The organism is Pseudoalteromonas sp. PA2MD11, assembly GCF_017808125.1.
GTDB classification, from domain to species: Bacteria; Pseudomonadota; Gammaproteobacteria; order Enterobacterales; family Alteromonadaceae; genus Pseudoalteromonas; species Pseudoalteromonas simplex.
Map to the genome: position 1 here is coordinate 1 of NZ_JADKNF010000002.1, position 23868 is coordinate 23868.

The following is a 23868-nucleotide window of genomic DNA, read 5'->3' on the forward strand; positions in this document are numbered from 1 at the left end:
AACGACATAAACCCGAACCATTAAAAGAGCCAATAAAGCGTAATCAAGTATGGTCAGTCGATTTTATGCATGATCAGCTCAGTAATGGCCGTAAAATACGTTTGTTTAATGTCATTGATGACTTTAAACGTGAAGGTTTAGTGATTGATGCGGGGTATTCATTCCCAGCAATTAGAGTGATAAGAAGCCTAAATCAGCTCATCGAATGGCGAGGTAAACCAAGCGTCATTCGTTGTGATAATGGCCCTGAATTTATCAGCCATGAATTTACTCATTGGGCGAAACAGCATGGTATTCGAATTGACTATATTCAGCCGGGAAACCCACAGCAAAACGCTTACATCGAACGACATAACAAAACAATTCGATATAGCTGGTTGAGCAAAAACTTATTTGATACGTTGGAAGAGGTTCAAGAACATGCTACAACTTGACTGTGGTTTTATAATCATAAAAGGCCGCATAAAGCTAATGGAGGAAAACCGCCGTTGGCTGTGGCTTAACTCTCTATTTTTGACGGCTATTAAAAATGGGAGGATTACCCATTTTTATGCGTTATTTTTCTGATTTTTGAGTAACTTTTTATATAGGAAAAAAACTATAACTGAAAGAAATATAAATGAAGGAAGTACATAAATAAAAAGCAAAGGAGCATTTTCTACTCTTTGTTCTTCATTTATAAATGGAATAGAGAGTTTCTTATAAGCTTCTAAAAACAACATGAAATTCGCGAATGCGCTAACTAGAATAAGGCTTATATTCAAAAGATATGACTTAGCCTTTGACATAGTTATTTAATCTCCCAAAACCAAATATCTTTAAAAATATTGAATAAAATTGAGTAGCAATAACTTTTCGAAAATAATTTCTGGTAAGTACTGTATTTCTGTAATTGTTACGGATTCATTATTTTTTCTAAGGATTTAACGGTTTTTTATTCCGGTAAATTTTAATAATGATGTTAAATGATAAAATTGGAAAAACAGTAATCAAAGCGTAAAACATTGATTGTTTTGTATCTGCAGGGGAGGTGAACCAGTGATAAGTTATAGCTACAAAAATTATAAGATATATAATGTAATTGATTTTTTTAACCATTTGTCAGCACTTATTAATTGTTTCGATGGAGAATTTTTCGATAAATTTAACAGCTTCTTTGATTTTATCTTTTTTAACTCTAGGGGCTATTATTGTTTTTAAAAAATATATTCCATCCTTTCTTTTACTTACTTTAACAAAAAACAAATCATAGTCTAAACTACCAGGGAATTCAGCTTGAATAACTCGGCTTATGCTAATTCCTTCTTTAATTTCATGTATTATTTTAGTCTTATAAAAAAGCTTTTCTTCTAAGTTATCTTGTTGGTAGGCATCTAAAAATGTAATAAAAACATCTTCAGACCTTGACGCGGAAAGCCCTCTTTTATCAAGATTTTCCTTCGATATCTCCCATAAATTTAAACTTGCCTCAAAAGAGTTTGAACTCAACTGCTGTGAATATAGAGGAAGTCTCTTTGAGTTATTTACACATTTTGTATCAGACTGAGCACTGAAACTGCTAAGTAAAATTGATAAAATGATATGTTTTCTAATCACTTTTTCCTTCAACCTTTTTGAGTAAGTAGGATAAGTAGTTTAAGTAAATAAATGCTGCAGATAAAAATAAGAAAAATATATAGCTTTCCATCACCGGCGATGAAGAATATAGCCATCCCAAGATGGCTGAAATTTCAATAAAGATAACACCAAATATTAAATTTTTTATATAATTCATTTCTAATTTGGAGTGTTTATTGTTTTTATAGATGAGCGCCTTTTTATTTCATTGTTGACCTTATTAAGCTCTGATTTATTGAAAAAAACAGTCCCCCAAATTACTAAAGTCACTAAACCTCCCTTTGTAATTTTTCTCTTTTTCCAAATCTTAGTAAGAAGGTCCCTTCCACTCATTGCGGAAGCTCCTAGACCTACATATGAAGCTAAATTATCAGCTTGGGAATGAAATAATTGATCTGCTATAAGCTCTTCTTTAGTTAATGACCAAACTCCCCAGTCTTTATTCACAAGTGTTGGTTCAATCGCTATTGAAATTAATTTACCAGACAATGCTCTATTTTCTAAACTTCTAATTAGTGTGAGAGCTTCAACTCTTTGATGTCTATCTAAATGGCGATAAAGTATCGCACCACAAATTGCTTCTACTTCATAATCGCCACCATTACTAACTAGCGAGTATGGTACTTCAATGATTGTTGCTAATACTCTTAGCTGATCAGCAGAATTGTTTGGTAAATCGTATGGTAGGTTATTTATTGAGAAAGTAGACATTTTTATTCCTTTAAAAATAATTTACTTGTGCAGGTTAGTTTGTTCCTCATTTAAAGTCAATGAGGATTCTTTTGTATTTTAGTTGGCTACTTACATTTGATTCTATCGATAATTGCTAGCAAACATTCACGCTGCTTTATAATGTCTTACTTTACAATATTTGTTCCTAAATTCTTCTGTGTTATGCTGCGAAAAATTGATAAATGGATTTTTATATCATGACACGTCTTTATCATCGGCTATTTAGAGCTGAGCAGTTTCAAGTGGGTGAGGGCAATATCAGTGGTTATATTGCTTGCTTCTTAGCGGTATTATCCTGTTTAGGGGTATTAGCTTTTCATTTTCCAGAGTACTTAACGACCCCAGAGCTCAGGCAAAACTACAGTGTCGAATTTTTGCGCCAGCTGATGTTTGTGGCATTAATTATTTCAGGCAGTTTAGGGTTGTTGAATTTTGTTCGTAATACTAATAAACGGCTCGGTGCAACGGCTTGGGTGTTGATCTTGCTTGCTATTGCATTTGGTGGGCCGAATGTTGAAGTGGGCGACTTTAGAGATAATACGCCGTACTTGGGGCTTGATTGGTTTATTCTTGACTTACTTGGCTCCACACTGATTTTTATTCTTATTGAGAAGCTGCTGCCGCACCGTAAAGAACAAAAAATTCTCCGTACTGAGTGGCAGGGTGATTTAAATCATTTCTTTGTTAATCACTTAATTATTGGTTTTGTATTGCTGGCAACCAATCAGTTCGTGCATCATGCTTTTGGCTGGGCTGTGTCTAATACAGTGCAAGGCTTTATTATTCAACTGCCATTTTTACTCCAATTATTTTTAATCATTTTAGTGGCTGATTTAATGCAGTACTTTGTGCATAGGGCTTATCACGAAGTGCCCCTGCTTTGGCGTTTTCATGCCGTGCATCACAGTGCAAAAGAGATGGATTGGCTTGCTGGCTCTCGTCAACATATTTTAGAAATACTCGTGACGCGCAGCTTAGTGCTTACGCCAATTTTTGTGCTCGGCTTTCCATCGGATGTCATTAGCCTCTATGTCATTATTGTTGGCTTTCAGGCTGTGTTTAACCACGCTAATGTTCGGGTAAAATTTGGATGGTTAAAGTACGTGCTCGTTACGCCTCAGTTTCATCATTGGCATCATTCATCTGATAAAGCGGCCATTGACCGTAACTATGCTGCGCATTTTTCTTTTTTAGATTATCTATTTGGCACTGCTGTCAAAGGTCAAGCAGAGTGGCCCGATAAATATGGTGTGGTTGGCGATTACATGCCCGAAGGTATGTTAAAGCAGCAGGTGTTCCCGTTTAAAAAGCAAAAATAAAGCCTCACAGAGGCTTTATTTATAATTACACTACACTCATAATCGCGAAACTAGCTCAGAAAGGCGAGGGCGTTTGTCTGAGTTTAGTACCAAGCACTCTTGAGCGATGTCAGAAAGCATCTTAGTAATGTCGTTTTGTTCAGTGACTACAGTCAGTAAATCATCGATGAAATAACCAAGGGCGCGTGCTTCAATGCCTTCTAATCGCTGCTGTTGATCAGGCGTCAGCATTGATAAGTCTGTTGCTGCACCAAAGTCACCGAATAATAACTCGCCCTGTGAATTGATCATGCTGTTATGGGCATAAATGTCACCATGGCTTACTTGCTTTTGATGCAAATGAGCGAGGGTACTGGCCATTTGCTTAACAATTTTTAGCACCATTTCTGGCGCGTACTGGCAGTTGTCTTCGAAGGTATCACGAGTACAAGTTACAAGGGAGGGTGGCAAACCAAGATTCGTAAACTCTTTACTGATAAGCTCCATCACTAAACCAAGTTGTTTCTCTTCATCGACATAGCCCAATGCTTTAATGAGATTTGGATGCTCACTGGCTTTTAAACAACAATTTAGCTCATCGAGTGGATAGCCATCACTGGTGATCTCGCCTTTAAATAACTTAAGGGCAACAGGACGTTGATGCCAATTGGCCAAATGAATAACCCCAGACGCACCTTGGCCAATCTGCTTTTTAACTTGGATTTCATCCAGTGTGATTTTGCTAAACTGCTCACAGTGTAAGCTAGTTGAGCGATTTAAATCGTTACCAGAGAAGGCAAGCCAAGCAAGTTTCGGTAAAGCTAAAAGCCAATCTTCAACTTTTGTAAGCTGATTGGCACTTAAACGTATTAGCTCAAGCTCGTTACAATTAGCCATTGAAGCTGGTAAATGAGTTAACTGATTACCTGCTAGTGCGAGCTTTTTAAGCTTGCTGTACTCACCAAGTGAATCAGGTAAAGCGGGGATTTGATTATCCGTTAAGATCAGCCATTCAATCTGCGTTGGCAAACAGTGCGCTTTAAATTCAGTAATTTGATTACCTTTAAATGCCACCATGATTAAGTTAGGGCATTCTCTTAGCACGTCTGGAATATGTTTAAACTGATTAAATGATAAAAACAGCCGTTTGAGATTTTTTAATTTGTAAAAATCGTCAGGTAAATCACTTAGCTGGTTATTAGATAAATCGAGGATTTCTAACGTATCGGCTAGAGTATAAATTTCTTTTGGGAACTCGGTTAGTTTTGCAACAAGCTGAAGCCGTGTACAACCTTGTAGAGAACCGGCTTTTAACTCTTCGAGGGTATTCAATGTTGATTCCTTTGGGCTAAAAGGTTAAAGGCCAACTTGGTTGGCCTTTTTAATTAAAATTGTGCGTTATGGTAAACGTTTTGTACGTCGTCACAGTCTTCTAGCATGGCTAAAAAGCGTTCCATGACTTCAACGTCTTCACCTTCAATGGGTGCTTCTACTTGCGGCACAAAAGCAATTAGATCTTCGTGGAAATCAGTAATTCCCATTTCTTCAAGTGCTGTACGGGTGTTGTTGTATTCAGTGTGTGGCGCGAATACCGTCACTTTACCGTCTTCAACTTCTACATCCGTTACATCTACATCAGCCATCATTAGCGCTTCTAAAACAGCTTCGTCATCATCACCATCAAATACAAAAATAGCGAGGTGATCAAATAAGTGTGATACTGAGTTTTGCGCGCCAATTTTTGCATTTGCTTTAGTAAAACAAACACGTACGTCAGCGAATGTACGTTTGTTGTTGTCGGTTAAACAGTCAACAATGATCATACAGTTACCCGGGCCGTAACCTTCATAGCGAGTTGCTACATAATCTTCGCCGCCACCGCCTTTGGCTTTATCGATTGCACGCTCAATCACGTGCGTAGGTACTTGGTCTTTCTTAGCACGCTCAATTAAGCGACGAAGCGCTAAGTTGCCATCGGGATCAACACCACCATTCTTAGCGCAGATATAAATTTCTTTTCCGTACTTTGAATAAACTTTGGTTTTTGCACCCGCAGTTTTTGCCATTGAGTCTTTTTTGTTTTGATAAGCTCTGCCCATCTGCGTGTTGCCTTTTTGTTATAGATAAAAATAAAGCGGTTATTCTAATCATTTAACCTACTAGTTAACAGTGTTTATTCTTCGCTTTGCTGTAACTGCCACATTCGTGCGTATTCACCATTCGCTGCAAGCAGTTGATGGTGCTGACCTTGCTCAACAACCTGTCCTTGTTTCATAACAATAATTTTGTCTGCGTCAGTAATTGTTGATAAACGATGTGCAATAACCAAGCTGTTATGTCTTTGTGCGACTTCACGCATCGCGCTGAGAATGGCTTGCTCTGAATGCGAATCTAGCGCCGATGTTGCCTCATCAAATAATAAAATGGGTGAACCTTTTAAAATGGCTCTAGCAATTGCAATGCGTTGTTTTTCACCGCCCGACACTTTTAAACCGCGCTCACCAACAAGGGTTTTATCACCTTTATCTAGACTGGCAATAAACCCATCTAAATGGGCGAGGCTTATGGCTTTATCAATTTCATCTTCGCTTGCTGTTGGGTTTCCGTAGGCGATGTTTTCGCGAATGCTGGTATTAAATAGCACGGTATCTTGCGGTACGATGGCAATAGCTTGGCGCAAACTTTCAAGTGTCACTGTGTTGATTGCTTGCTCATCGATATAAATTTTACCTGCATCAACATCATAAAAGCGGTAGAGCAGGCGGCTTAGAGTGCTTTTACCTGCGCCACTGGCACCCACAATCGCCACTTTGCTGCCAGAAGTAACCTCAAAGCTTAAGTTATTTAAAATTGGCCGTTGTTTGTCGTAACTAAACGACACATTTTCAAATCGAATAGCTGCTTTGGTTGCATTTAATGGTTTTGCATCTTTGTCATCGCTAATGGCGGCTTTGCGATTTAACAGCCCCAGCATATTTTCAAGGTCAGTCAGCGCACGGCGTATCTCACGATAAACAAAACCTAAAAAGTTAAGTGGTAAAAATAACTGGATCATATAAGCATTGATCATCACAAGCTCACCTATTGTCAGCTCTTTATTGACCACTGATCTGGCACCGAGCCACATTAGCGCTGTTATAGCCGTGGCTATAATAAGTGCTTGTCCTGAATTAAGTGCCAGTAACGATAAACGATTTTTAAGCCTCGCTTGCTCCCATTTAGCTAAAAAGCCGTCGTAGGTGCTCGCTTCATACTGTTCATTGTTGAAGTACTTAACGGTTTCGTAATTTAGTAAGCTGTCGATTGCACGGGTGTTTGAGTTGTTATCGGCAGCATTTGCTTCACGAATAAATCGGTTACGCCACTGAGTTACAATCACAGTAAAAGCAATGTAACTAGCAACCGCAATTAATGTGACCAGTGCAAACCATGGTGAAAACAAGGTCGCAAAAATAATCGCTACTGTGATTATTTCAAATAGGGTTGGCACGATGTTAAACATCAAAAAGCGCATTAAAAAGCTGAGGCCACTTGTACCACGCTCTATATCGCGGCTGATACCACCTGTTTGCCTATCCAGGTGAAAAGCAAGTTCTAAACTATGCAAGTGTTTAAAAACTTTTAGGCCAATATGGCGCATAGCGTGCTCTGTAACACGGCCAAATAATGCATCGCGTACTTCACCAAAAAATACACTGGCAAAGCGCAGCAAACCATAAGCGATGAGTAAGGCAATAGGAACACTTAATAGCGGGTTGATACTCGCATCAACCGCGTCAATTATTTCTTTTAGTGCCCAAGGCATCAGCAATGTGGCGCCTTTTGCAGCAATAAGCGCTAAGACGGCTAAAATAACGCGGTCTTTAAAGGTCATTAAATAGGGTCAAAGTGTTTTGATGCTTTGTGAAAGGTTCATTGCATCAGGCGATCTCGTTACCTGTTCTTTGCGGCTCATTCCACGCATTGGGCTCTCTTGAATCAATTTGATAAAAATAGGCAAAAGCTTTCGTGTTTTAGGCAAGTGTACTTTGCTAAATTACCTCTATACTGAGTGCAGTATACACCAGCGCATTAGCAAATTAGTTAAATGCATGAGTTAAACACGAAGAAAATTAAGGAGTAAGCATGAAAACCGTCGGTTATGCAGCACATGATTCTGAAAAACCATTAGAGCCGTATCATTTTGAACGCCGTGCACTTCGTGATGAAGATGTATCAATTGAAATTCTGTATTGTGGCGTGTGCCATTCTGACTTACACACCGCAGAAAACGACTGGGGCTGGACTCAGTACCCAGTGGTACCAGGCCATGAAATCGTTGGTCGTGTTCTTGAAGTAGGTAGCGGCGTTACTAAATACAAAGTGGGCGATAATGTTGCTGTGGGTTGTATGGTTGATAGCTGTTTAAGCTGTGACCAGTGTCATCACGGTGAAGAGCAGTTTTGTCGCGAAGGTATGGTAGGGACCTACTCAGGACAAGACCGAATCAGTGGTGAACTCACTCAAGGTGGCTATTCAAAGCACATTGTTGTGCGTGAAGAGTTTGTATTAAGTGTGCCAGAAGGCTTAGACCTTGCTAAATGTGCACCAATTTTATGTGCGGGTATCACAACGTATTCGCCACTACGCACGTGGAATGTCGGCCCAGGTAGTCGTGTTGGTGTGATTGGTTTAGGTGGTTTAGGCCACATGGCGATTAAAATCGCAGCTGCAATGGGCGCACATGTTACGGCAATTAGCCGTAGTGATAAGAAAAAACAGCAGGTTTTATCTTATGGCGCAAAAGATTTATTGGTATCGAGTGATGAAGCTGCCATGCAAGCGCATGCTAATCAATTTGATGTGATCATCAATACTATTCCGGTAAAACACGACTTTACGCCGTATATTCCGCTTTTAGATATTGATGGTACGCAAGTATTGGTTGGTCAAGTAGGTGAGCTTGCTGAGTCTAACTCAGTGCCGTTATTAATGGGGCGTCGCCGTGTTGCTGGCTCATTAATTGGCGGTATAGCGCAAACCCAAGAGATCCTCGATTTCTGTGCGTTACATAATATTCTGCCAGAAGTTGAAATGATCAAAATGGACCAAATTAACGACGCATTCGATAAATTAAAGCAAGGTGATATGGCCTCACGCTTTGTTATCGACATGTCATCATTAGAAGTTTAACAAAGTTAAATGACTAAGCGGGCCTAATTAGGCCCGCTTTTTGTTTTAGTCACTTTTATTTAAGTAATACCTTGTGTTTTATTTTTTTACCCTCATTATATCCCTGTCATCCGCTTAATTTATTGGTCAGTTCTTGTTACGGTTTTTCTCAGTCATTATCTTGCTCTTTACTGTGTTCTTTAGTGCACAGAGCATGGCTATGCCTGACACTCAGTCACACTTTTCTGCAACTAAATTGTTCCAAGTCGAGCTGACTAAAACACCAGTTATTTCGCAAACTCATACAGCTGAGCATCCTAAACCGGATGAACCATCGGGGTTTGATACCCTTATGCCGCGTTTAACTGCCAGTAATTCATCATTATTTCTTTATCATAGTCAGGTTGAGCCTGATTACGAACTATTAATTGAATTCTTTGCTGAAGATTGGGGGAAAGAGCTCTTTTTAGCGCCGCCAGGTGCTGTGCGTGTGATCCCATGGTTTGCATTAGCCACTCAACGTAAATCCCGCATTAGTGGCTGGAAAGACGCTAATCTCTTGTACAAAGCCAATACGACCTACCATAGCTAAACGACTTCCTTCGTTACTTTTTATTTTTTGGAATTAAGTTTTTACCGGCTGACAATGCCGGAAGGAAGTCATGTATGTCACATAAATCAAAGCCGGCGCTATGGCGTCGTCTAAAAATGAGTTATGTCGCTATGATAGCGGCGTGTATTTTATTAGCGGTTAGCGCACTACCTAACCTTTACCCTAACAAATCTTGGTTGCACATTAGCTTGCCAGATCAGACTGTGACGCTGCAAAGTGTGACAACGGCACTAAATCAACATGGTTTTGAAGTGACTGAAGCCAATGATAGCCAAGCACAACTGGCTATTTTATTAGCTGAACCGACTCAAAGTGCCAATGCGTTGAGCTTTATAAAAACGCAATACCCACAGCTAGAGGCTAAAATTGTTGAGCATGCGACAAGCCCACAATGGCTTCAACAGCTTGGGCTTTCACCGATTAAGTTGGGACTCGACTTAAATGGTGGGGTGTTATTTGTGCTTGATGTTGACCTAGATAAAGCAATGCAAGAGCACTTAAATAGTGTGTATCAACAAACTAAATTAACGCTTCGTAAAGACAAAATTCGTGGTATTCGGGCAAGTGTTGTAAAAGAAGGGGTTGAGCTACAAATTTTACCAAGCGGCGAGGAGCAACTCGCAGGGCTTGTTTCAACGTTACAAGGTCAATTTAAAGGCCTGATGCAAACTAAATCAACAACGAATAACCTAACCACGGTATTACTGCATTTTAATGAGCAAAGCCAAAGCGAATTTAATAAACAAGTTATGGCGCAAAGCTTAACAACACTGCGTGGTCGTATTGAAGAGCTTGGTATCACTGAAGCGGTAACGCAAAGACAAGGTAAGCAGCGTATTCGCATTGAGTTACCCGGTGTGCAAGACCCATCAGAAGCGAAACGTATTATTGGTGCAACTGCGACCCTTGATTTTTACCAGGTCGTCGAAGTAGGTGGTAAAGCGTTTAATGTACAAGGCGGTGGCGTTGTTAATTTAAATCCTGTTGCGATTTTTTCAGGTGATCACATTAATAATGCCAGTGTTGGCAAAGATGAATGGGGCAAGCCTTTAGTGCAGCTTAGTTTAGATTCGCAAGGTGGCGATGCCATGTCTGCATTTTCTAAGCACAACATAGGTAAGCCTATGGCCACGGTGTATTCTGAATACTCGCGGGATGCAAATGGCGACGTTGTGAAAAAAAGCGAAGTGATAAATGTAGCAAACATTGCCCAGCATTTAAGTTCACGTTTTAGCATTACTAATATGAAAAGCCCGCAAGCAGCCTATGATCTAGCGCTTTTACTACGCGCTGGGTCGCTCACAGCGCCAGTGACAATTGTTCAAGAACAAACCATAGGCCCAAGCTTAGGCAGTGAAAACATTGAACACGGTTTAGCAGCGTTAATGCTGGGTATCGGAATTACCCTTGCCTTTATGGCGCTTTGGTATCGTCGCTTAGGGCTGATTGCCAATATTGCTTTATTGCTTAATCTAACGGCTTTGGTTGGTTTAATGTCGTTATTACCGGGGGTTGTGCTGACCTTACCGGGTATTGCTGGGCTTGTACTGACGATAGGGATGGCAGTTGATACCAATGTGATTATCTTTGAGCGGATAAAAGAAGAGAAGCGTAAAGGCCGGCCTACTTATCAAGCGATAGAGCAAGGTTATAACCAAGCATTTTCGACCATTTTTGATGCCAATGTGACTACGATGATCACGGCAATTATTTTATATGCCATTGGTTATGGGCCGGTGAAAGGCTTTGCAATCACATTGGCGCTTGGGCTATTAACTAGTGTCTTTACAGGCGTTTATATTTCGAAAGCGCTTAGCCAAACACTCTACATTAAACTAACTAATTTAACGGAGGCTAAAGCATGAGTTGGTCAACATTAACTGCAGCTAGTAAAGCGCGCGTTTTAGGATTATTGCTTAGTTGTGTTTTAGTCATTACGAGCTTAGGTGTTTTATCTGTAAAAGGGCTAAACTTTGGTCTTGATTTTACAGGTGGCTACATCACGGAAATTAACACAGCGTCAGTCACAACAATTACAGATTTAAAGGCAAAGTTAAGCCCTGAGGTTGCGAGTAAATTAACTATAAGTAAAGCGGGTGAATATCACTTTGTTTTAAGAGAAGCACCAGAGGTTAGTAAAGCCAGTACTTGGCAAGCAGAGCTGAATGAGCAAGGGGTAGACTATACCGTTTTATCTAGCTCATTTTTAGGCTCACAAGTGGGTGATGAGCTTTTTGAACAGGGCTGTTTAGCTTTATTTGCAGCGCTGATTGCAATTATGGTTTATCTTGCTGTGCGCTTTGAATGGCGACTCGCGGTAGGTTCAGTGGTTGCACTGTTACATGATCTAATCTTAGTGCTCGGTTTATTTTCCTTACTTGAGCTTGAGTTTAATTTAACCGTACTGGCGAGTTTACTGGCTATTATTGGTTATTCATTGAATGACTCAATTATTGTTGGCGACAGAGTTAGAGAGCTTTTACGTATTCAGCCAGACAATCAACGCATAAATACCCATGTTGTGATTAACGATGCAATTGGCTCTACGTTAACACGTACATTGATCACCTCAGGCACAACACTTGCGACCATTGCCTGTATTTGGTTGCTTGCTGGTGCTGCATTAACGGGTTTTGCTATCGCGTTATTTGTGGGCATTGTGGTAGGCACCTTCTCATCGATTTGTATCGCCGCGACCTTGCCGCAGTTATTGGGGTTAAGTTCAGAAAATTACACCCAAACACTGGATGATAAAACTAAAGCCTATATGGAAATGCCGTAAGCCCGTTTTATAACTTACTTTCATCAGCCGCTATTTTTCCATAGAATAGCGGCTTTTCTGTTTTTTACTGCTTTGATATGAATAAAACACACGTAATTGAACATTTACGCTTTGCGCTAGAGGCACAACTGCAAAACGCCAAAGCAGCGGCAAAAGCGGCCCATGATGCAGCAACTCACGAAGAAAGTGTTGCTGAAACTCAATACGATACCTTGGGTTTAGAAGCCGCTTATTTAGCCCAAGGGCAAGCTGAGCGAGTTAATGAATGCTACCGTGATATTCAGGCATTCAATGCGGTGTTTAAAGAAAGCGAGTTTAATAAGGTTCGTGAAGGTGCATTAGTGTGTCTTATCGATGAGCAAGATAACGCCAAGTGGTTTTTTATGGGCCCAAGTGCAGGTGGCTTAGTGGTTACCGTAAAAGAGCAGCCTATTTATGTTGTAACCCGAGAAGCGCCGTTAGGTAAGCAATTGATTGGAAAGAGCCTTGATGATGAAGTTGAACTCTCTATAGCTGGCAATAAACAACTGTACAGCATAGATCAGTTAATTTAATTATTGGTATTTTTAATCAGTAAATTTCATCTTCAAGTAAAAAATATCTCGTTGGTCACAAAGCAAAAAAACCTCTATAAATCACATCAAGCTTAAGGCTTATACCAATACGCTTAATTACCAATTATTGTGTTTTGGTATTTCAAGCACCCATCTAGTTAAGTGAAGTTTAGCCTCATGCGTTCACTTAATTGGTTGGGTGTTTTTCATTTTATCTATGGCTTAATTTAGGAAAAGTCGTGTTTAAAACCTTGATAGTGGTTGATAACAATGAGCAACGTATTGCTCAAAATTTCGAAAATGTCATTACCTTTGACACCTACTTACGTGATTACCCAAAACATAATGAGCCAAAAACGCGCATTTTAAACTTGTGTGATACAGGGCGGTATTTAAGTAAAGGTTATTATTGTTCTTTGCTTGCAGAAGCGAGAAAGCATCAGGTATTACCGAGTGTAAAAACAATTAATGCGCTACGTAGCGATGAGCACAGCTCGCGTCATAAAGAACTTGCTGGTGGCACTGTATTTTTTGGCCATACAGATCAAGAGCAACATAGTAAAGCAACCAAAGCACTATTCTCACAATATCCCGCACCTATTTTAGTGTGTGATGAGCAAGGAGTTGTTAAGCAAGGCACGATTGCATCATTAGATGACAAAGCCTTTACAGAATTTGTAAAACAGCTCAGTAGTTTTACAGAGTCAGTATGGCGTATTCACGATAAAAAACGTCGTTACCGTTGGGATATGGCTATTTTGGTTGATCACCAAGAAAAAGTGCCGCCAAGTGATAAAGATGCCATTGCTAAATTCATTAAAGCAGCCGCTAAACATGGTATTTATGCTCAAGCACTGACATTTGATGAAATAACAAATATTGCACAATTTGATGCGTTGTTTATTCGTCAAACCACAGCCATCGACCATCCAACCTATCGTTTAGCGAGTAAAGCACAAAGCTTAGGGTTAGTGGTCATTGATGATGCTGAGTCAATACTACGCTGTTGTAATAAAGTGTATTTGCACGATGCCTTTAATTATCAAAAAGTGCCGAGTTTAAAAACGCATGTTGTTGCTGATACAAGTGAAGAGACAATTGACAATTTAGAAGCAAACTTCAGCTATCCGCTGGTATTAAAAATGCCAGAAGGCTCTTTTTCGAAAGGCGTATTTAAAGTCGCTAATCGTGATGAATTAGTTGCTAAGTTAACTGAGCTGTTTGAGTTCAGTGCACTGGTGCTTGCGCAAGAGTACATGTACACCGAATATGACTGGCGTGTCGGGGTGTTAAATGGTCGTGCAATTTATGCATGTCGTTATTTAATGGCGCGTAATCACTGGCAAATTTACAACCATGATGCAAAACGCTTTTTCTCAGGTGGTTTTGAAACCTTGCCAACCTTTGAGCTACCTAAAGTGGTCCTCGATGCAGCATTAAAAGCCTGTAAAACAGTGGGTAAAGGTTTGTATGGTGTTGATGTTAAAGAGCATCAAGGTAAAGCATACGTGTTAGAAGTGAATGACAACCCAAGTATCGACCATAAAGTCGAAGATGCCTATTTAGGTGATGAGCTTTATATGATCATTATGGATGAGTTTAAACAACGCCTAGAAGCACGAGGCCGCGGTTAATGAACGCATCTGTTTGTCAAATCCGCTTTGCCAAGGCCACGGATTTGACGGTTCTTGTTGCCATTGAAGAGCAAAGCTTCAGCCAAGATAGATTAAGTAGCCGTAGTTTAAAACGTTGGATCAGCGCAAGCCACGGCTTACTGATGGTGGCTGAGGTAGATAATCAACTAGTTGGTTATGGTTTAGTGTGGTGTCACAAAGGGACGCGCCTTGCTCGGTTATATTCACTGGCGGTTTTGCAATCTCAGCAAGGTAAAGGGATTGCTTCACAGTTACTTCTTGCGCTTGAAAATGAAACGGCTAAACGGGGCCGTTTATACATGCGCTTAGAAGTTGCGGTAAACAACCAATCAGCAATTCGTTTATATGAAAAACTGGGTTACCAAGTTTTTGGTCATTATAGTGATTACTATGATGACCACAGTGACGCCCATCGAATGCAAAAAAACATTCGTCGTAATAGCGAGTTTAATGCCGATAAACACACACCTTGGTACCAGCAAACTACCGAATTTACCTGTGGCCCAGCGGCGTTATTAATGGCAATGTCATCCTTGAATGATACCGCAATGAGCCAACACAAAGAGCTGGATATATGGCGTGAAGCCACGACTATCTTCATGACTTCAGGGCATGGCGGTTGCCATCCTCTAGGGTTAGCACTTGCAGCAATGAAACGTGGTTTTAAAACTGATGTGGTTTTAAATACCCGTGATACTTTGTTTATTGATGGTGTCAGAAGCGAAAAGAAAAAAGCCATTTTGCATACGGTTCACAATCAATTTGTGGCCGAAGCAATAGCTGCAAAGCTGCCAGTGAGGTATCAAGAGTTAACCTTGGCCTCCATTGAAGATTGGCTTGCTGAGGGTAAAGCGGTGGTGTTATTGATCAGCACTTATCGATTTGATGGTAAAAAGTCACCGCACTGGGTGTGTGTAACCCATATTGATGAGCATTGCTTGTACGTGCATGATCCGTTTTGTGAAAACGAAAAGCAATTGGCGATTGATTGTCAGCATGTGCCAATAGCTAAAGCCGATTTTACTAAAATGGCGAGTTTTGGTTCATCGCGTCTCAGTACTGCGATGGCCTTTTATTTATAATTTTGATTGTTAGTTTGATTTGGAAGTGCAGTGACACTGAGTAGTTTATTTGATATTGCCCCTTATTCTTGGTCAGCAATAGGTAGCGCCGCTTTTTGCGGCGCAATTATTGGTATGGAGCGTCAATTACGCGGTAAACCTGTGGGTATTCGTACTTCAGCGCTCATTGTGTTGGGTACTTATTTGTTTCTATCAACAGCGTTTATGTTGCATGGGGAAGATATTGATCATTCACGTGTCGTTGGCCAGATCATTACTGGTATCGGCTTTTTAGGTGCAGGGGTGATGCTTGCAAAAGATGGCGCGGTTGTTGGTGTAACATCCGCTGCAACGATTTGGGTATTAGCATCAATTGGTGTTGTCATTGCTACTGACAACTTACTCGCTGCGATAAAGCTATCAGTGCTAGTGGTGGGGATTTTATATGGCGTAGATGTTCTTGAAGCTAAATTTAAGAGCCTAGGTCGTGGTGTGCATGCCCGTGTAAAACGCTACTCAAAGTTGTATTATCGAAAAGAAAAGTGAAGTCGATGAACCGTTTTCCTGCAATGCTGAGCCTGCTTATCAAAAATGGCTATTCAATTGTAGGTTATGAAGACAGAGGCAGCCTACAAACTAGTAAGATTTTATTTACGAAAGACATTTAAACTTATCAATTTACTTAGGCAAACTAATTAAAAAATGGGCGCCTGCATCACTTTCTTGTACACAAATATCGCCTTGCAGTTGTTGGCTAACTATTTTCTTCGCAATACTCAGGCCTAGCCCTAAACCTGATTGATTGTTGCTACCTTTAAAAAAAGGGGTGAAAATTGAGCTTAGTTCAGTGCTGCTGATACCGTTGCCGTTATCTTTATAGTGAATTTTTAACACCTCATCAAAATTAAAAATATTAATTTCTATAGCAGGGTCTGCAATATTGTTGAACGCATGCTCCATTGAGTTTTGTAGCAAAATAATGAGTACTTGCTTGAGTAGCTCTATTTCAACTTCAAATTGGCTATGTGGGTTTTGATAATTAATGTCTAATTTAATTGCACGATATTTTATTTGCTCTTTTAAGTGTTCTTGAAGAGATTCTGAAAGCTGAGCTAGGGTAATGACAGTTTTACTAGATTGTGGTTTGGTATACAGCAAATCTTGTAAAATTCGTATTTTATGTGCACATGCGGTTAAATTTCTATCTAGCAGTTCATTAGTGTTCTCTAATGTATCTAATGTATCTAATGTGTTTTGTAGTGCTTGTTGGCTTAATTGTTTTTTTACTAGTAGGGATTTAGTGTCATTTAAGGCAAGTTTGGTTACATCAACGGTTGTAATACAGTTACCTAAAGGAGTATTAATCTCATGAGCAATGCCTCGAATTAAGGTCGCGAGCTCAGTAAACTGTTGCTGCTCAAACGCTTGTTTTTGCTGATGTAATAATTTTAGTTGCGTCTCGAAGCTTTGTTTAATGGTTTCGAGTAGCTTTATTATTGGCTCATTATATTCATGGGGTTTACTATCAAGGATACAAATAGTACCAAATGGGGTAGTATCTCCAGCACAGATTGGTAAACCCAAATAAGAAATCATATTCAACTTGATATCAGGGTTGTCTTTCCAATCATCATCAATAAGTGCGTTTGGAATATTCAGTAAGTTCTGCGTTTTTACGACATGCTCGCAATAGAGACCTGAATCTTCTAACTCTTCGCTGTCACCAATTTCATAAGGATTTGCTTGGTTATCGTTTTTTGAAAACACACTAATAATATTGTTTTCTATTTTCATTACTAATGCGACGGGCACTTCAGCAATCAGGGCTAAAACAGCGAGCGTTTTATTCCAACTTTGCACTAACTCATCATAATTTGGCTGATACATTTATCAAATTTACTCAATTACTAATACAACAAGTCAAAGGATAGTAATAATCTTGAATTCAGCAACTTAAATATGATTTATCTGACTTAGCCTGAAATATATTTAGATACTTTAGTTTTAGCCAAATAGTTTTCGTCTAACAACTGTGCGATATTCACTGGGTGTTTGCGAAAGCACTTTCTTAAAAACTCGTGTTAAGTGACCTTGGTCGTTATAACCTACTTCCAGGGCAACTTCTTGAATAGATAAATTTGAAGACGCTAATAACTCTTTTGCAGTTTGTACTCTAAGCTGTTGCCAATACTCAACAGGAGTTTGGCTGGTGGCTTGACGAAATCGGCGCGTAAAGGTGCGGTAGCTTAAACTAAATTGCGCTGCAATTTCTTGCAGGGTTAATTCTGAGGTTAAATTGTTTTTCAGCCAAAATTGAATTTGTGCGATGAGTTCATCAGGGTGTTTATCGACGGCACCCTCAAGGTAGCGCTGATCTTCGTAAGGTTTACGAATTTCATGGGAGAAATTACGCTCAACATGTTGCGCAGCTCCTCGCCCGTAATATTGACTAATAATATGCACAATAACATCGGCTAGCGCATTTAAACTCGCAACGGTGTACATGCGCTCAGATTGTGTGATGAAAAAGTCAGGCTTAAGCTGCACTTTAGGGTAGTCACGTTTAAATTGTTCTGCGTAATGCCAGTGAGTGGTAGCAGGGTGGCCATCTAGTAATCCCGCTTCGGCAACTAAACAATTACCTGTGCCAACACCAATGATATGGCTGCCTTGCTGCCAAGAATCACCAAGCCAGTTCACTAAACTCTTTTGTTTGCTTACTACTGGACGCGGGTTTCGCCAAATCCCGGGAACGATAATTAAGTCACTTACAGGCGCTGTGACGGTTTCGCAATCGGGCATAATCGAAAGCCCAGTACGATTGGGGATCGCTTTTAGACTACTTGCAACTAAATTGATGTTTAAGGGTTTAAATTCGTTTTGCTGACGATGGCTTTTAGCAAAGGCCTCGCCAGCTCTGAGCATTTCGATAGGCAGGGTTAAACTGGTTATTAATAAATGGGGATAAACCAAAATACTAATTTCAATGGCTTTTACGTGTTGAAGTTTCGTCACTCTAATTGCTCCGACCAGTTATTTTTGGCCTGTTATGCAGGTTATTTGGCTATTTAAGCATAAAGCGTGTTAATTAATCCATTTAAACTTGGCTTAATTCTCATAACACGTTTTCTCAAGGTTTTTTATGACAGCATTACCCGTTATTGTCGGTATGGGTGGTATTAATGCCGCTGGCCGCACTTCTTTTCATCAAGGTTATCGTCGTATCGTGTTAGACAGCTTAGACGCTAATGCCCGTCAGGAGACATTCTTAGGCTTAGCGACATTAATGAACTTAGTCACCCTTACTGAAGGTTTACTAAAAGATGCTGACGGCAATACCATTGCCGAATCAGACATCGAAGCTAAGTTCGGTGAACAAATTTTAGCTGGTACACTTATTCGTAAAATTGAAAAAAATCACTTCGATGTTGATGCAACGCCATGGCAGCAAAAAATGACGTTAACAGCGTCTGATGAACAGCAGATTGTTTTTGAAACGCGCCGCCGTGATTTACCAACGCCGGTACCAAGTGCTTGGCAGGTTGAAGAATTAACTGATAAAAAAGTGAAAGTTACAATTAGTGCTGATCTTGCTATTAAACATGACAGTACGCGTGATAATCCAATTAAAGCGGCCGGTCAATTACCAACAGGTTTTGAACCTTCGGCTATGTATAACAGCCGTTATCAACCAAGAGGCTTGCAAGCGACTATCTTTGCCGCAACCGATGCAATTCGTTCGACAGGTCTGGCGTGGCAGCAGGTAATGAATAGCGTTGAGCCGGATCAAATTGGCACCTACTCAGCTTCTGTGGCTGGTCAAGTTGATGATGAAGGATTTGGTGGACTTATTCGTGCGCGTCAGCAGGGCGACCGTGTGAGTACAAAACAGCTTGCACTTGGCTTAAACACCATGTCGACTGACTTTATCAATGCTTATGTAACAGGCAATGTGGGCACAACTTTTACTACATCAGGGGCATGTGCCACGTTTTTATATAACCTACGTGCAGCAGTAAACGATATTCAAGCAGGACGTACGCGTGTAGCTATTGTGGCGTCTGTTGAGTGTGCTATTACACCTGAAATCGTTGAAGGTTTTGGCAATATGAGCGCACTTGCTAATGAAGAGGGCCTTAAGCGTCTTGATAATACAGATGTGGTTGATCACCGTCGTACCAGTCGTCCATTTGGTGAAAACTGTGGTTTTACAATTGGTGAAGGCGCACAAGTTGCTATTTTAATAGATGATGCATTGGCATTAGAGTTAGGTGCTGATGTGTTAGGCAGCGTTGCAGATGTGTTCGTCAATGCCGATGGTATTAAAAAATCAATTACAGCCCCGGGCCCTGGTAACTACATTACGATGGCCAAATCTGTTGCACTAGCAAGCAGTATTGTTGGCCAAGAAGCAGTACAAAAGCGTAGTTTCATTTTAGCTCACGGCTCAAGTACACCACAAAACCGCGTAACAGAATCACTGATCTACCATAAAGTGGCAGAGACTTTTGCAATTGATAATTGGAAGGTTGCTGCACCTAAAGCGTATGTTGGCCATACTATAGCTCCTGCCAGTGGTGACCAATTAGCTATGGCATTAGGTGTGTTTAGTCACAATATTATGCCGGGTATAACCACAATTGATAAAGTGGCAGATGATGTTTATAGCGAGCATTTAGATATTCGCACTGAACATTATCAATGTGATGCCATGGATATTGCCTTTATAAATTCAAAAGGGTTTGGCGGTAACAATGCTACAGCGACTGTGTTATCACCTGCAATTACATTAAAGATGCTTGCAAAGCGTCATGGTGATGAGGTTATGGCGCAATATCAAGACCGTCATACTCAGGTATTCCAAGCACAAACTGACTATCAGCAACAGGCAGATTTAGGTCAATATGAGCTAATTTATCGTTTTGGTGATGGCTTAATTGATGAAAGTGACATTGAGATTAGTGAAGATTCAATGACAATCCCTGGTTTTGATAAAAAAGTTTTATTATCTAAACCAAATCCTTATCAGGATATGTTTTAAGATCAAGACATGTTTAAGCACATTCTTGACAGCAAGGCGCTTTTAAAGCGCCTTTTTTAGTGTTATAAACGTTCCTATCAAAGGGAATTAGAGCCATTACCATGATTAAATTCACTAAACTTGCAGCACTTTGTTCACTTATCGCATTACCAACACACGCTTTAGCACGAGACGTCAATGACTTAGGTGTTGATGTTCAAGCTGCTACCTCTGCCTATATTGTTAAAAATTCAAACCAACGTTACCCAGGTAGTTATAACGGCTCTCGTCTAGAAGGCTGGGCATTAATGTCTTATGTGGTTGATACACAAGGTAAGGCAAAAGACATTGAAGTGATCATGGCATCAGATACTCGGGGTAGTGAAGAAAATGCAGAGAAATACTTAACCAACTTAGAGTTTGCACCTGCCACAAAAGAAGGCAAAACCGTAGAAGGGGGTTACCTGTTTTCATTTGAAGTAGGTAAGTATTTTAATGGTTACTCAAATGATAAAGCGAGCCGTGGTTTTATTAATGAGTACGATGAAATCAATAAAATGCTGCAAGCAAAAGAGTTTAATAAAGCTGAGCAAGCATTGGCTGAGTTATACAAAGATCATACTAAAAACACCTCTGAACAGGCATTATTTGCATGGTTGAAAAGCCAATATTATTATCATCAACAGCAATGGTTTGGCTTTGATGAGCAGTTGTCTGTAGCCTATTTACTGCGAGCTAAGTTACCAACAGATATACAATATCTAGTCGCTAAAAGTGCTCTACAATGGTACAGCTTCAAAGGAGATTTTAATCTTGCTTACAATGCTATTTATGCGTTAGATAATATCGAGGGTAAACAGTTTTCAGAAGAAAACAAACTTGCCACTATCAAGCAAATTGATGACCTTTTGGCGCGAACACCGCAAATCAATTCACAAATCAATGTTTCAAAAGATAAGCTGTCATATTTATCTTTATCTCGCGGTTCAATCAAAATTGAAGGCGCGAGCGATGTGTCTAAAATACAGATCCGCTGTGCAGATAAAGTCATTGACCTTGAAGTGAGTGAATCGGTTAACTATGTCATTGATGAGCAAAGCAGACGCTGCGGTTTATTAGTTAAATCTGCAAACCCAGCTGAGATTAAAGTTAAACAAACTGGCTATGCCATAGTTAACTCAAAATATGACGCGAGTTAATTGTTTACTTTAAGCGCTTAACATATCTTAGCGTTACGAAATTAATCAACGCCATTAGAAAGGCGATTTCGTAACGACTGAATGCCACTGCTATGCCAATAAGTCCCATGTTCCAGATACTGGCTGCTGTGGCTGTTCCATAGGTAGAATTTTTGTTTTTCAAAATAGCACCACCGCCAATGAAACCTATACCTGTGATAATTCCTTCGAGCACTTTTGATTCGGCCTCAGAGCTTGTTAAAACAGACATGCCCACCAATGCATATCCACAAGATGCAACAGCAACTAATGGGAAAGTTCGAAGACCTGCGCCATTACTGGTTTTTTCTCGATCAAAAGCCATTGGAAGGGCAAGTAAATAGGCAATACCTAGATGAATTAAATTATCGAGAATTTCATGCCAATCAAAATTAAAGTCCATACTTTTGCTCCTTGCTATGTAGATTATGACAGCATTGCAATTTCAATACCCGATCAACAAATTAAATAAAATGAGAAAACTAGGGACATGTAGCCGGGTTTTAAAAAGTAGGGCTTGGTATAATTTGCGATTTTTACGCAGTGCTATGTCATTTTTTCAGCCTTTTGGCTGTTTGAATTTCAGCCATGCTAACAGTATGCTAAACACGCTGACTAAAAAGGCTTCACATTGAAACATTCCATCTCTTCCCTAGAAAAAACCGCGCTTGCACTGTGTATGTTTGGTGCACTGATTGCTGTGATTTTGCCTGATGTTATCACTGAGCAAGTTCAGCCGTTTGTACAAATGATTTTAAAATGGACTGGTAGTAGCTTTTTCTTATTGGTGAATTTTTTATTGTTTGCCATCATTATTTTAGCCATTAGCCCACTCGGTAGCCGTAAAGTAGGTGGCGAACACGCTGTTGTTGAGTATTCAAACTTTGGTTGGTTTGCCATGTTGTTTGCAGCAGGAATGGGATCTGGTTTGGTTTTTTGGGGCGTAGCAGAGCCTGCATTACATTCTCTCGACCCTCCACTTAAACAAAGCTTATACCCAGATAGACTAGCTAGTAGCCTCGCTTTAACCTTGGTTAATTGGGGCGCCCATGCTTGGGCACTTTATGCAGTATTTGCGCTCGTGCTTGGGGGATTAACGCAATACAGTGGTAAATCAGGAGATATTTGTGCCCCTGTTTTAACGGCGCTTGGTAATCGCTTTGATAAGTCTGCAAAATTTACTGTGTCGTTTATTGTTAAGTTAATTGCGGTAATCGCTATTTTTTTTGGGGTCGTCGGCACCATAGCTAATTCAACTTTATTGATAAGTAAAGGCGTAGAAATTGAGTTGGGGGTTACTTCAACTTTATTAGTAGGTTCATTAATCGTTTGTTTGTTAGCCGTTATTTATTCGCTGTCGGTTAAATTTGGATTACGTCGCGGTGTACAGTCACTGAGTATATTTAACGTACTCCTAGCATTTAGTCTGCTTGTTTGGTTGCTAATAGTGGTGCCAATTGAGCCTATTATAAAGATTGCATTTGATGGAACTGGCTACTATTTACAGTTGCTTGCAACCGGCACTTGGCAATTTGATAGCCAGTTAAAAACGCCTGACTGGGCCACTCATTGGACATATAATTATTACTTTTGGTGGTTAGCGTGGGGGCCATTTGTTGGTGTGTTCCTAGCCAAAATTAGTCAGGGGCGCAAGGTTTGGCAATTTATTTTGGCGGTTGTGTGTATTCCAACTTTAGTCACTATAATTTGGTTTGCGACATTTTCTGGGGCAGCAATTGAATGGGATAGACTCAATCAAGCAGGTATTTTAGTCGCAATAAAACAAGATTATAGCCAAGGCTTATTTGTATTTTTTAATCAATTAGGCTGGCAAGGAACCGTGTTTATTTGGGCCAGCTTATTATTACTGTTGATATTTGTTGCCACATCCGCTGATTCTGCAATTTTAGTCATAAGAGAACTTGTTGGCTCTGAGCAGAATAACCGTGTGAGCCTGTACGCTTGGTGTTTAGCATTATTCTTATGTAGCTTTGCATTATTAATGTTACAAGATGAGCCGTTAAATCGTAGCGTTGCAATTTTAGGCGCTTTACCTTTCTTATTAATATTTCTATTGCAGTTGGTTGGGTTTTTAAAAGAGTTTATTCGCGATATTTGTGATTAATCTACAGTTTTTTACAGTTAAACTACGCGTTTGTTATTAAGCT

General features: G+C 39.9%; 20 protein-coding genes and 1 pseudogene. 13 read left to right on the top strand and 8 right to left on the bottom strand.

Annotated elements, in window-relative coordinates; all coding sequences use genetic code 11:
* Positions 1-431 (top strand): annotated as a pseudogene (locus tag ISP07_RS02685) (DDE-type integrase/transposase/recombinase); the annotation flags it as partial.
* Between the two features lie 670 nt (positions 432-1101).
* On the opposite strand, the gene ISP07_RS02690 reads toward ISP07_RS02685, so the two are convergent.
* Positions 1102-1596: a hypothetical protein gene (locus tag ISP07_RS02690; RefSeq protein WP_209326719.1), complete on the bottom strand. Its 495-nt coding sequence runs from the start codon at positions 1594-1596 to the stop codon at positions 1102-1104.
* Between the two features lie 180 nt (positions 1597-1776).
* Positions 1777-2328 (bottom strand): hypothetical protein, encoded by a 552-nt coding sequence (locus ISP07_RS02695; RefSeq protein ID WP_209326720.1) that lies wholly within the window; start codon positions 2326-2328, stop codon positions 1777-1779.
* A 218-nt stretch (positions 2329-2546) separates the two neighbouring features.
* Here ISP07_RS02695 and ISP07_RS02700 point away from each other — a divergent pair, with 218 nt between their 5' ends.
* Positions 2547-3668: a sterol desaturase family protein gene (locus tag ISP07_RS02700; RefSeq protein WP_209326721.1), complete on the top strand. Its 1122-nt coding sequence runs from the start codon at positions 2547-2549 to the stop codon at positions 3666-3668.
* Positions 3669-3704: 36 nt separating this feature from the next.
* Here the strand turns inward: ISP07_RS02700 and ISP07_RS02705 are convergent, their stop codons facing one another.
* From ISP07_RS02705 to ISP07_RS02715, 3 genes are all read right to left on the bottom strand, one after another.
* Positions 3705-4979 (bottom strand): protein kinase, encoded by a 1275-nt coding sequence (locus tag ISP07_RS02705; RefSeq protein WP_209326722.1) that lies wholly within the window; start codon positions 4977-4979, stop codon positions 3705-3707.
* A 53-nt stretch (positions 4980-5032) separates the two neighbouring features.
* Positions 5033-5746, bottom strand: a complete 714-nt coding sequence (locus tag ISP07_RS02710; protein WP_054561631.1) for a YebC/PmpR family DNA-binding transcriptional regulator — start codon at positions 5744-5746, stop codon at positions 5033-5035.
* A gap of 74 nt (positions 5747-5820) precedes the next feature.
* Positions 5821-7521, bottom strand: a complete 1701-nt coding sequence (locus tag ISP07_RS02715) for an ABCB family ABC transporter ATP-binding protein/permease (protein WP_228290502.1) — start codon at positions 7519-7521, stop codon at positions 5821-5823.
* A 251-nt stretch (positions 7522-7772) separates the two neighbouring features.
* Here ISP07_RS02715 and ISP07_RS02720 point away from each other — a divergent pair, with 251 nt between their 5' ends.
* The 8 genes from ISP07_RS02720 (at position 7773) to ISP07_RS02755 (ending at position 16009) form a co-directional block, all read left to right on the top strand.
* Positions 7773-8819, top strand: a complete 1047-nt coding sequence (locus ISP07_RS02720) for an NAD(P)-dependent alcohol dehydrogenase (protein WP_138600590.1) — start codon at positions 7773-7775, stop codon at positions 8817-8819.
* Positions 8820-9012: 193 nt separating this feature from the next.
* Positions 9013-9390 carry a hypothetical protein gene (locus tag ISP07_RS02725; RefSeq protein WP_209326723.1) on the top strand — a complete coding sequence of 126 codons (378 nt, stop codon included), beginning with the start codon at positions 9013-9015 and terminating at the stop codon, positions 9388-9390.
* 74 nt (positions 9391-9464) lie between these two features.
* Positions 9465-11276, top strand: a complete 1812-nt coding sequence (gene secD / locus ISP07_RS02730; protein WP_209326724.1) for a protein translocase subunit SecD — start codon at positions 9465-9467, stop codon at positions 11274-11276.
* A complete protein-coding gene (gene secF / locus ISP07_RS02735) occupies positions 11273-12193 on the top strand; it encodes a protein translocase subunit SecF (protein ID WP_209326725.1) in 921 nt (306 codons plus the stop codon). The genes secD and secF overlap by 4 nt, the downstream gene beginning before the upstream one ends.
* Positions 12194-12270: 77 nt before the next feature.
* Complete coding sequence (locus ISP07_RS02740) at positions 12271-12747, top strand: transcription elongation factor GreAB (RefSeq protein ID WP_054551429.1); 477 nt, start codon at positions 12271-12273, stop codon at positions 12745-12747.
* Positions 12748-12986: 239 nt separating this feature from the next.
* Positions 12987-14381, top strand: a complete 1395-nt coding sequence (locus tag ISP07_RS02745) for a RimK family protein (RefSeq protein ID WP_209326726.1) — start codon at positions 12987-12989, stop codon at positions 14379-14381.
* Positions 14381-15484, top strand: coding sequence for a GNAT family N-acetyltransferase/peptidase C39 family protein (locus ISP07_RS02750; RefSeq protein WP_209326727.1), 1104 nt, complete (start codon positions 14381-14383; stop codon positions 15482-15484). The genes ISP07_RS02745 and ISP07_RS02750 overlap by 1 nt, the downstream gene beginning before the upstream one ends.
* Before the next feature lie 30 nt (positions 15485-15514).
* The gene (locus ISP07_RS02755; protein ID WP_054551426.1) at positions 15515-16009 is read left to right on the top strand and encodes an MgtC/SapB family protein; all 495 of its coding nucleotides are present in this window, start codon (positions 15515-15517) and stop codon (positions 16007-16009) included.
* A 132-nt stretch (positions 16010-16141) separates the two neighbouring features.
* Here ISP07_RS02755 and ISP07_RS02760 read toward each other — a convergent pair whose 3' ends face one another.
* A complete protein-coding gene (locus ISP07_RS02760; protein ID WP_209326728.1) occupies positions 16142-17350 on the bottom strand; it encodes an ATP-binding protein in 1209 nt (402 codons plus the stop codon).
* A gap of 117 nt (positions 17351-17467) precedes the next feature.
* Positions 17468-18478 carry a GlxA family transcriptional regulator gene (locus ISP07_RS02765; protein WP_209326729.1) on the bottom strand — a complete coding sequence of 337 codons (1011 nt, stop codon included), beginning with the start codon at positions 18476-18478 and terminating at the stop codon, positions 17468-17470.
* A 127-nt stretch (positions 18479-18605) separates the two neighbouring features.
* Between ISP07_RS02765 and ISP07_RS02770 the strand changes: the two genes are divergently transcribed.
* Positions 18606-20504, top strand: a complete 1899-nt coding sequence (locus ISP07_RS02770; protein WP_209326730.1) for a beta-ketoacyl synthase — start codon at positions 18606-18608, stop codon at positions 20502-20504.
* 101 nt (positions 20505-20605) lie between these two features.
* Positions 20606-21682 carry an energy transducer TonB gene (locus ISP07_RS02775; protein ID WP_209326731.1) on the top strand — a complete coding sequence of 359 codons (1077 nt, stop codon included), beginning with the start codon at positions 20606-20608 and terminating at the stop codon, positions 21680-21682.
* A 4-nt stretch (positions 21683-21686) separates the two neighbouring features.
* Here the strand turns inward: ISP07_RS02775 and ISP07_RS02780 are convergent, their stop codons facing one another.
* Positions 21687-22103, bottom strand: a complete 417-nt coding sequence (locus ISP07_RS02780) for an MgtC/SapB family protein (protein WP_209326732.1) — start codon at positions 22101-22103, stop codon at positions 21687-21689.
* 228 nt (positions 22104-22331) lie between these two features.
* Here ISP07_RS02780 and ISP07_RS02785 point away from each other — a divergent pair, with 228 nt between their 5' ends.
* Positions 22332-23825: a BCCT family transporter gene (locus ISP07_RS02785; RefSeq protein ID WP_228290503.1), complete on the top strand. Its 1494-nt coding sequence runs from the start codon at positions 22332-22334 to the stop codon at positions 23823-23825.
* The last annotated feature ends 43 nt before the right edge of the window (positions 23826-23868 follow it).

Coding starts and splice junctions, on each gene's coding strand:
- ISP07_RS02695 (WP_209326720.1), bottom strand. CDS start 2,328: ATGTCTACTTTCTCAATAAATAACCTACCATACGATTTACCAAACAAT.
- ISP07_RS02700 (WP_209326721.1), top strand. CDS start 2,547: ATGACACGTCTTTATCATCGGCTATTTAGAGCTGAGCAGTTTCAAGTG.
- ISP07_RS02710 (WP_054561631.1), bottom strand. CDS start 5,746: ATGGGCAGAGCTTATCAAAACAAAAAAGACTCAATGGCAAAAACTGCG.
- ISP07_RS02715 (WP_228290502.1), bottom strand. CDS start 7,521: ATGACCTTTAAAGACCGCGTTATTTTAGCCGTCTTAGCGCTTATTGCT.
- ISP07_RS02720 (WP_138600590.1), top strand. CDS start 7,773: ATGAAAACCGTCGGTTATGCAGCACATGATTCTGAAAAACCATTAGAG.
- ISP07_RS02725 (WP_209326723.1), top strand. CDS start 9,013: ATGGCTATGCCTGACACTCAGTCACACTTTTCTGCAACTAAATTGTTC.
- secD (WP_209326724.1), top strand. CDS start 9,465: ATGTCACATAAATCAAAGCCGGCGCTATGGCGTCGTCTAAAAATGAGT.
- secF (WP_209326725.1), top strand. CDS start 11,273: ATGAGTTGGTCAACATTAACTGCAGCTAGTAAAGCGCGCGTTTTAGGA.
- ISP07_RS02740 (WP_054551429.1), top strand. CDS start 12,271: ATGAATAAAACACACGTAATTGAACATTTACGCTTTGCGCTAGAGGCA.
- ISP07_RS02750 (WP_209326727.1), top strand. CDS start 14,381: ATGAACGCATCTGTTTGTCAAATCCGCTTTGCCAAGGCCACGGATTTG.
- ISP07_RS02760 (WP_209326728.1), bottom strand. CDS start 17,350: ATGTATCAGCCAAATTATGATGAGTTAGTGCAAAGTTGGAATAAAACG.
- ISP07_RS02770 (WP_209326730.1), top strand. CDS start 18,606: ATGACAGCATTACCCGTTATTGTCGGTATGGGTGGTATTAATGCCGCT.
- ISP07_RS02775 (WP_209326731.1), top strand. CDS start 20,606: ATGATTAAATTCACTAAACTTGCAGCACTTTGTTCACTTATCGCATTA.
- ISP07_RS02780 (WP_209326732.1), bottom strand. CDS start 22,103: ATGGACTTTAATTTTGATTGGCATGAAATTCTCGATAATTTAATTCAT.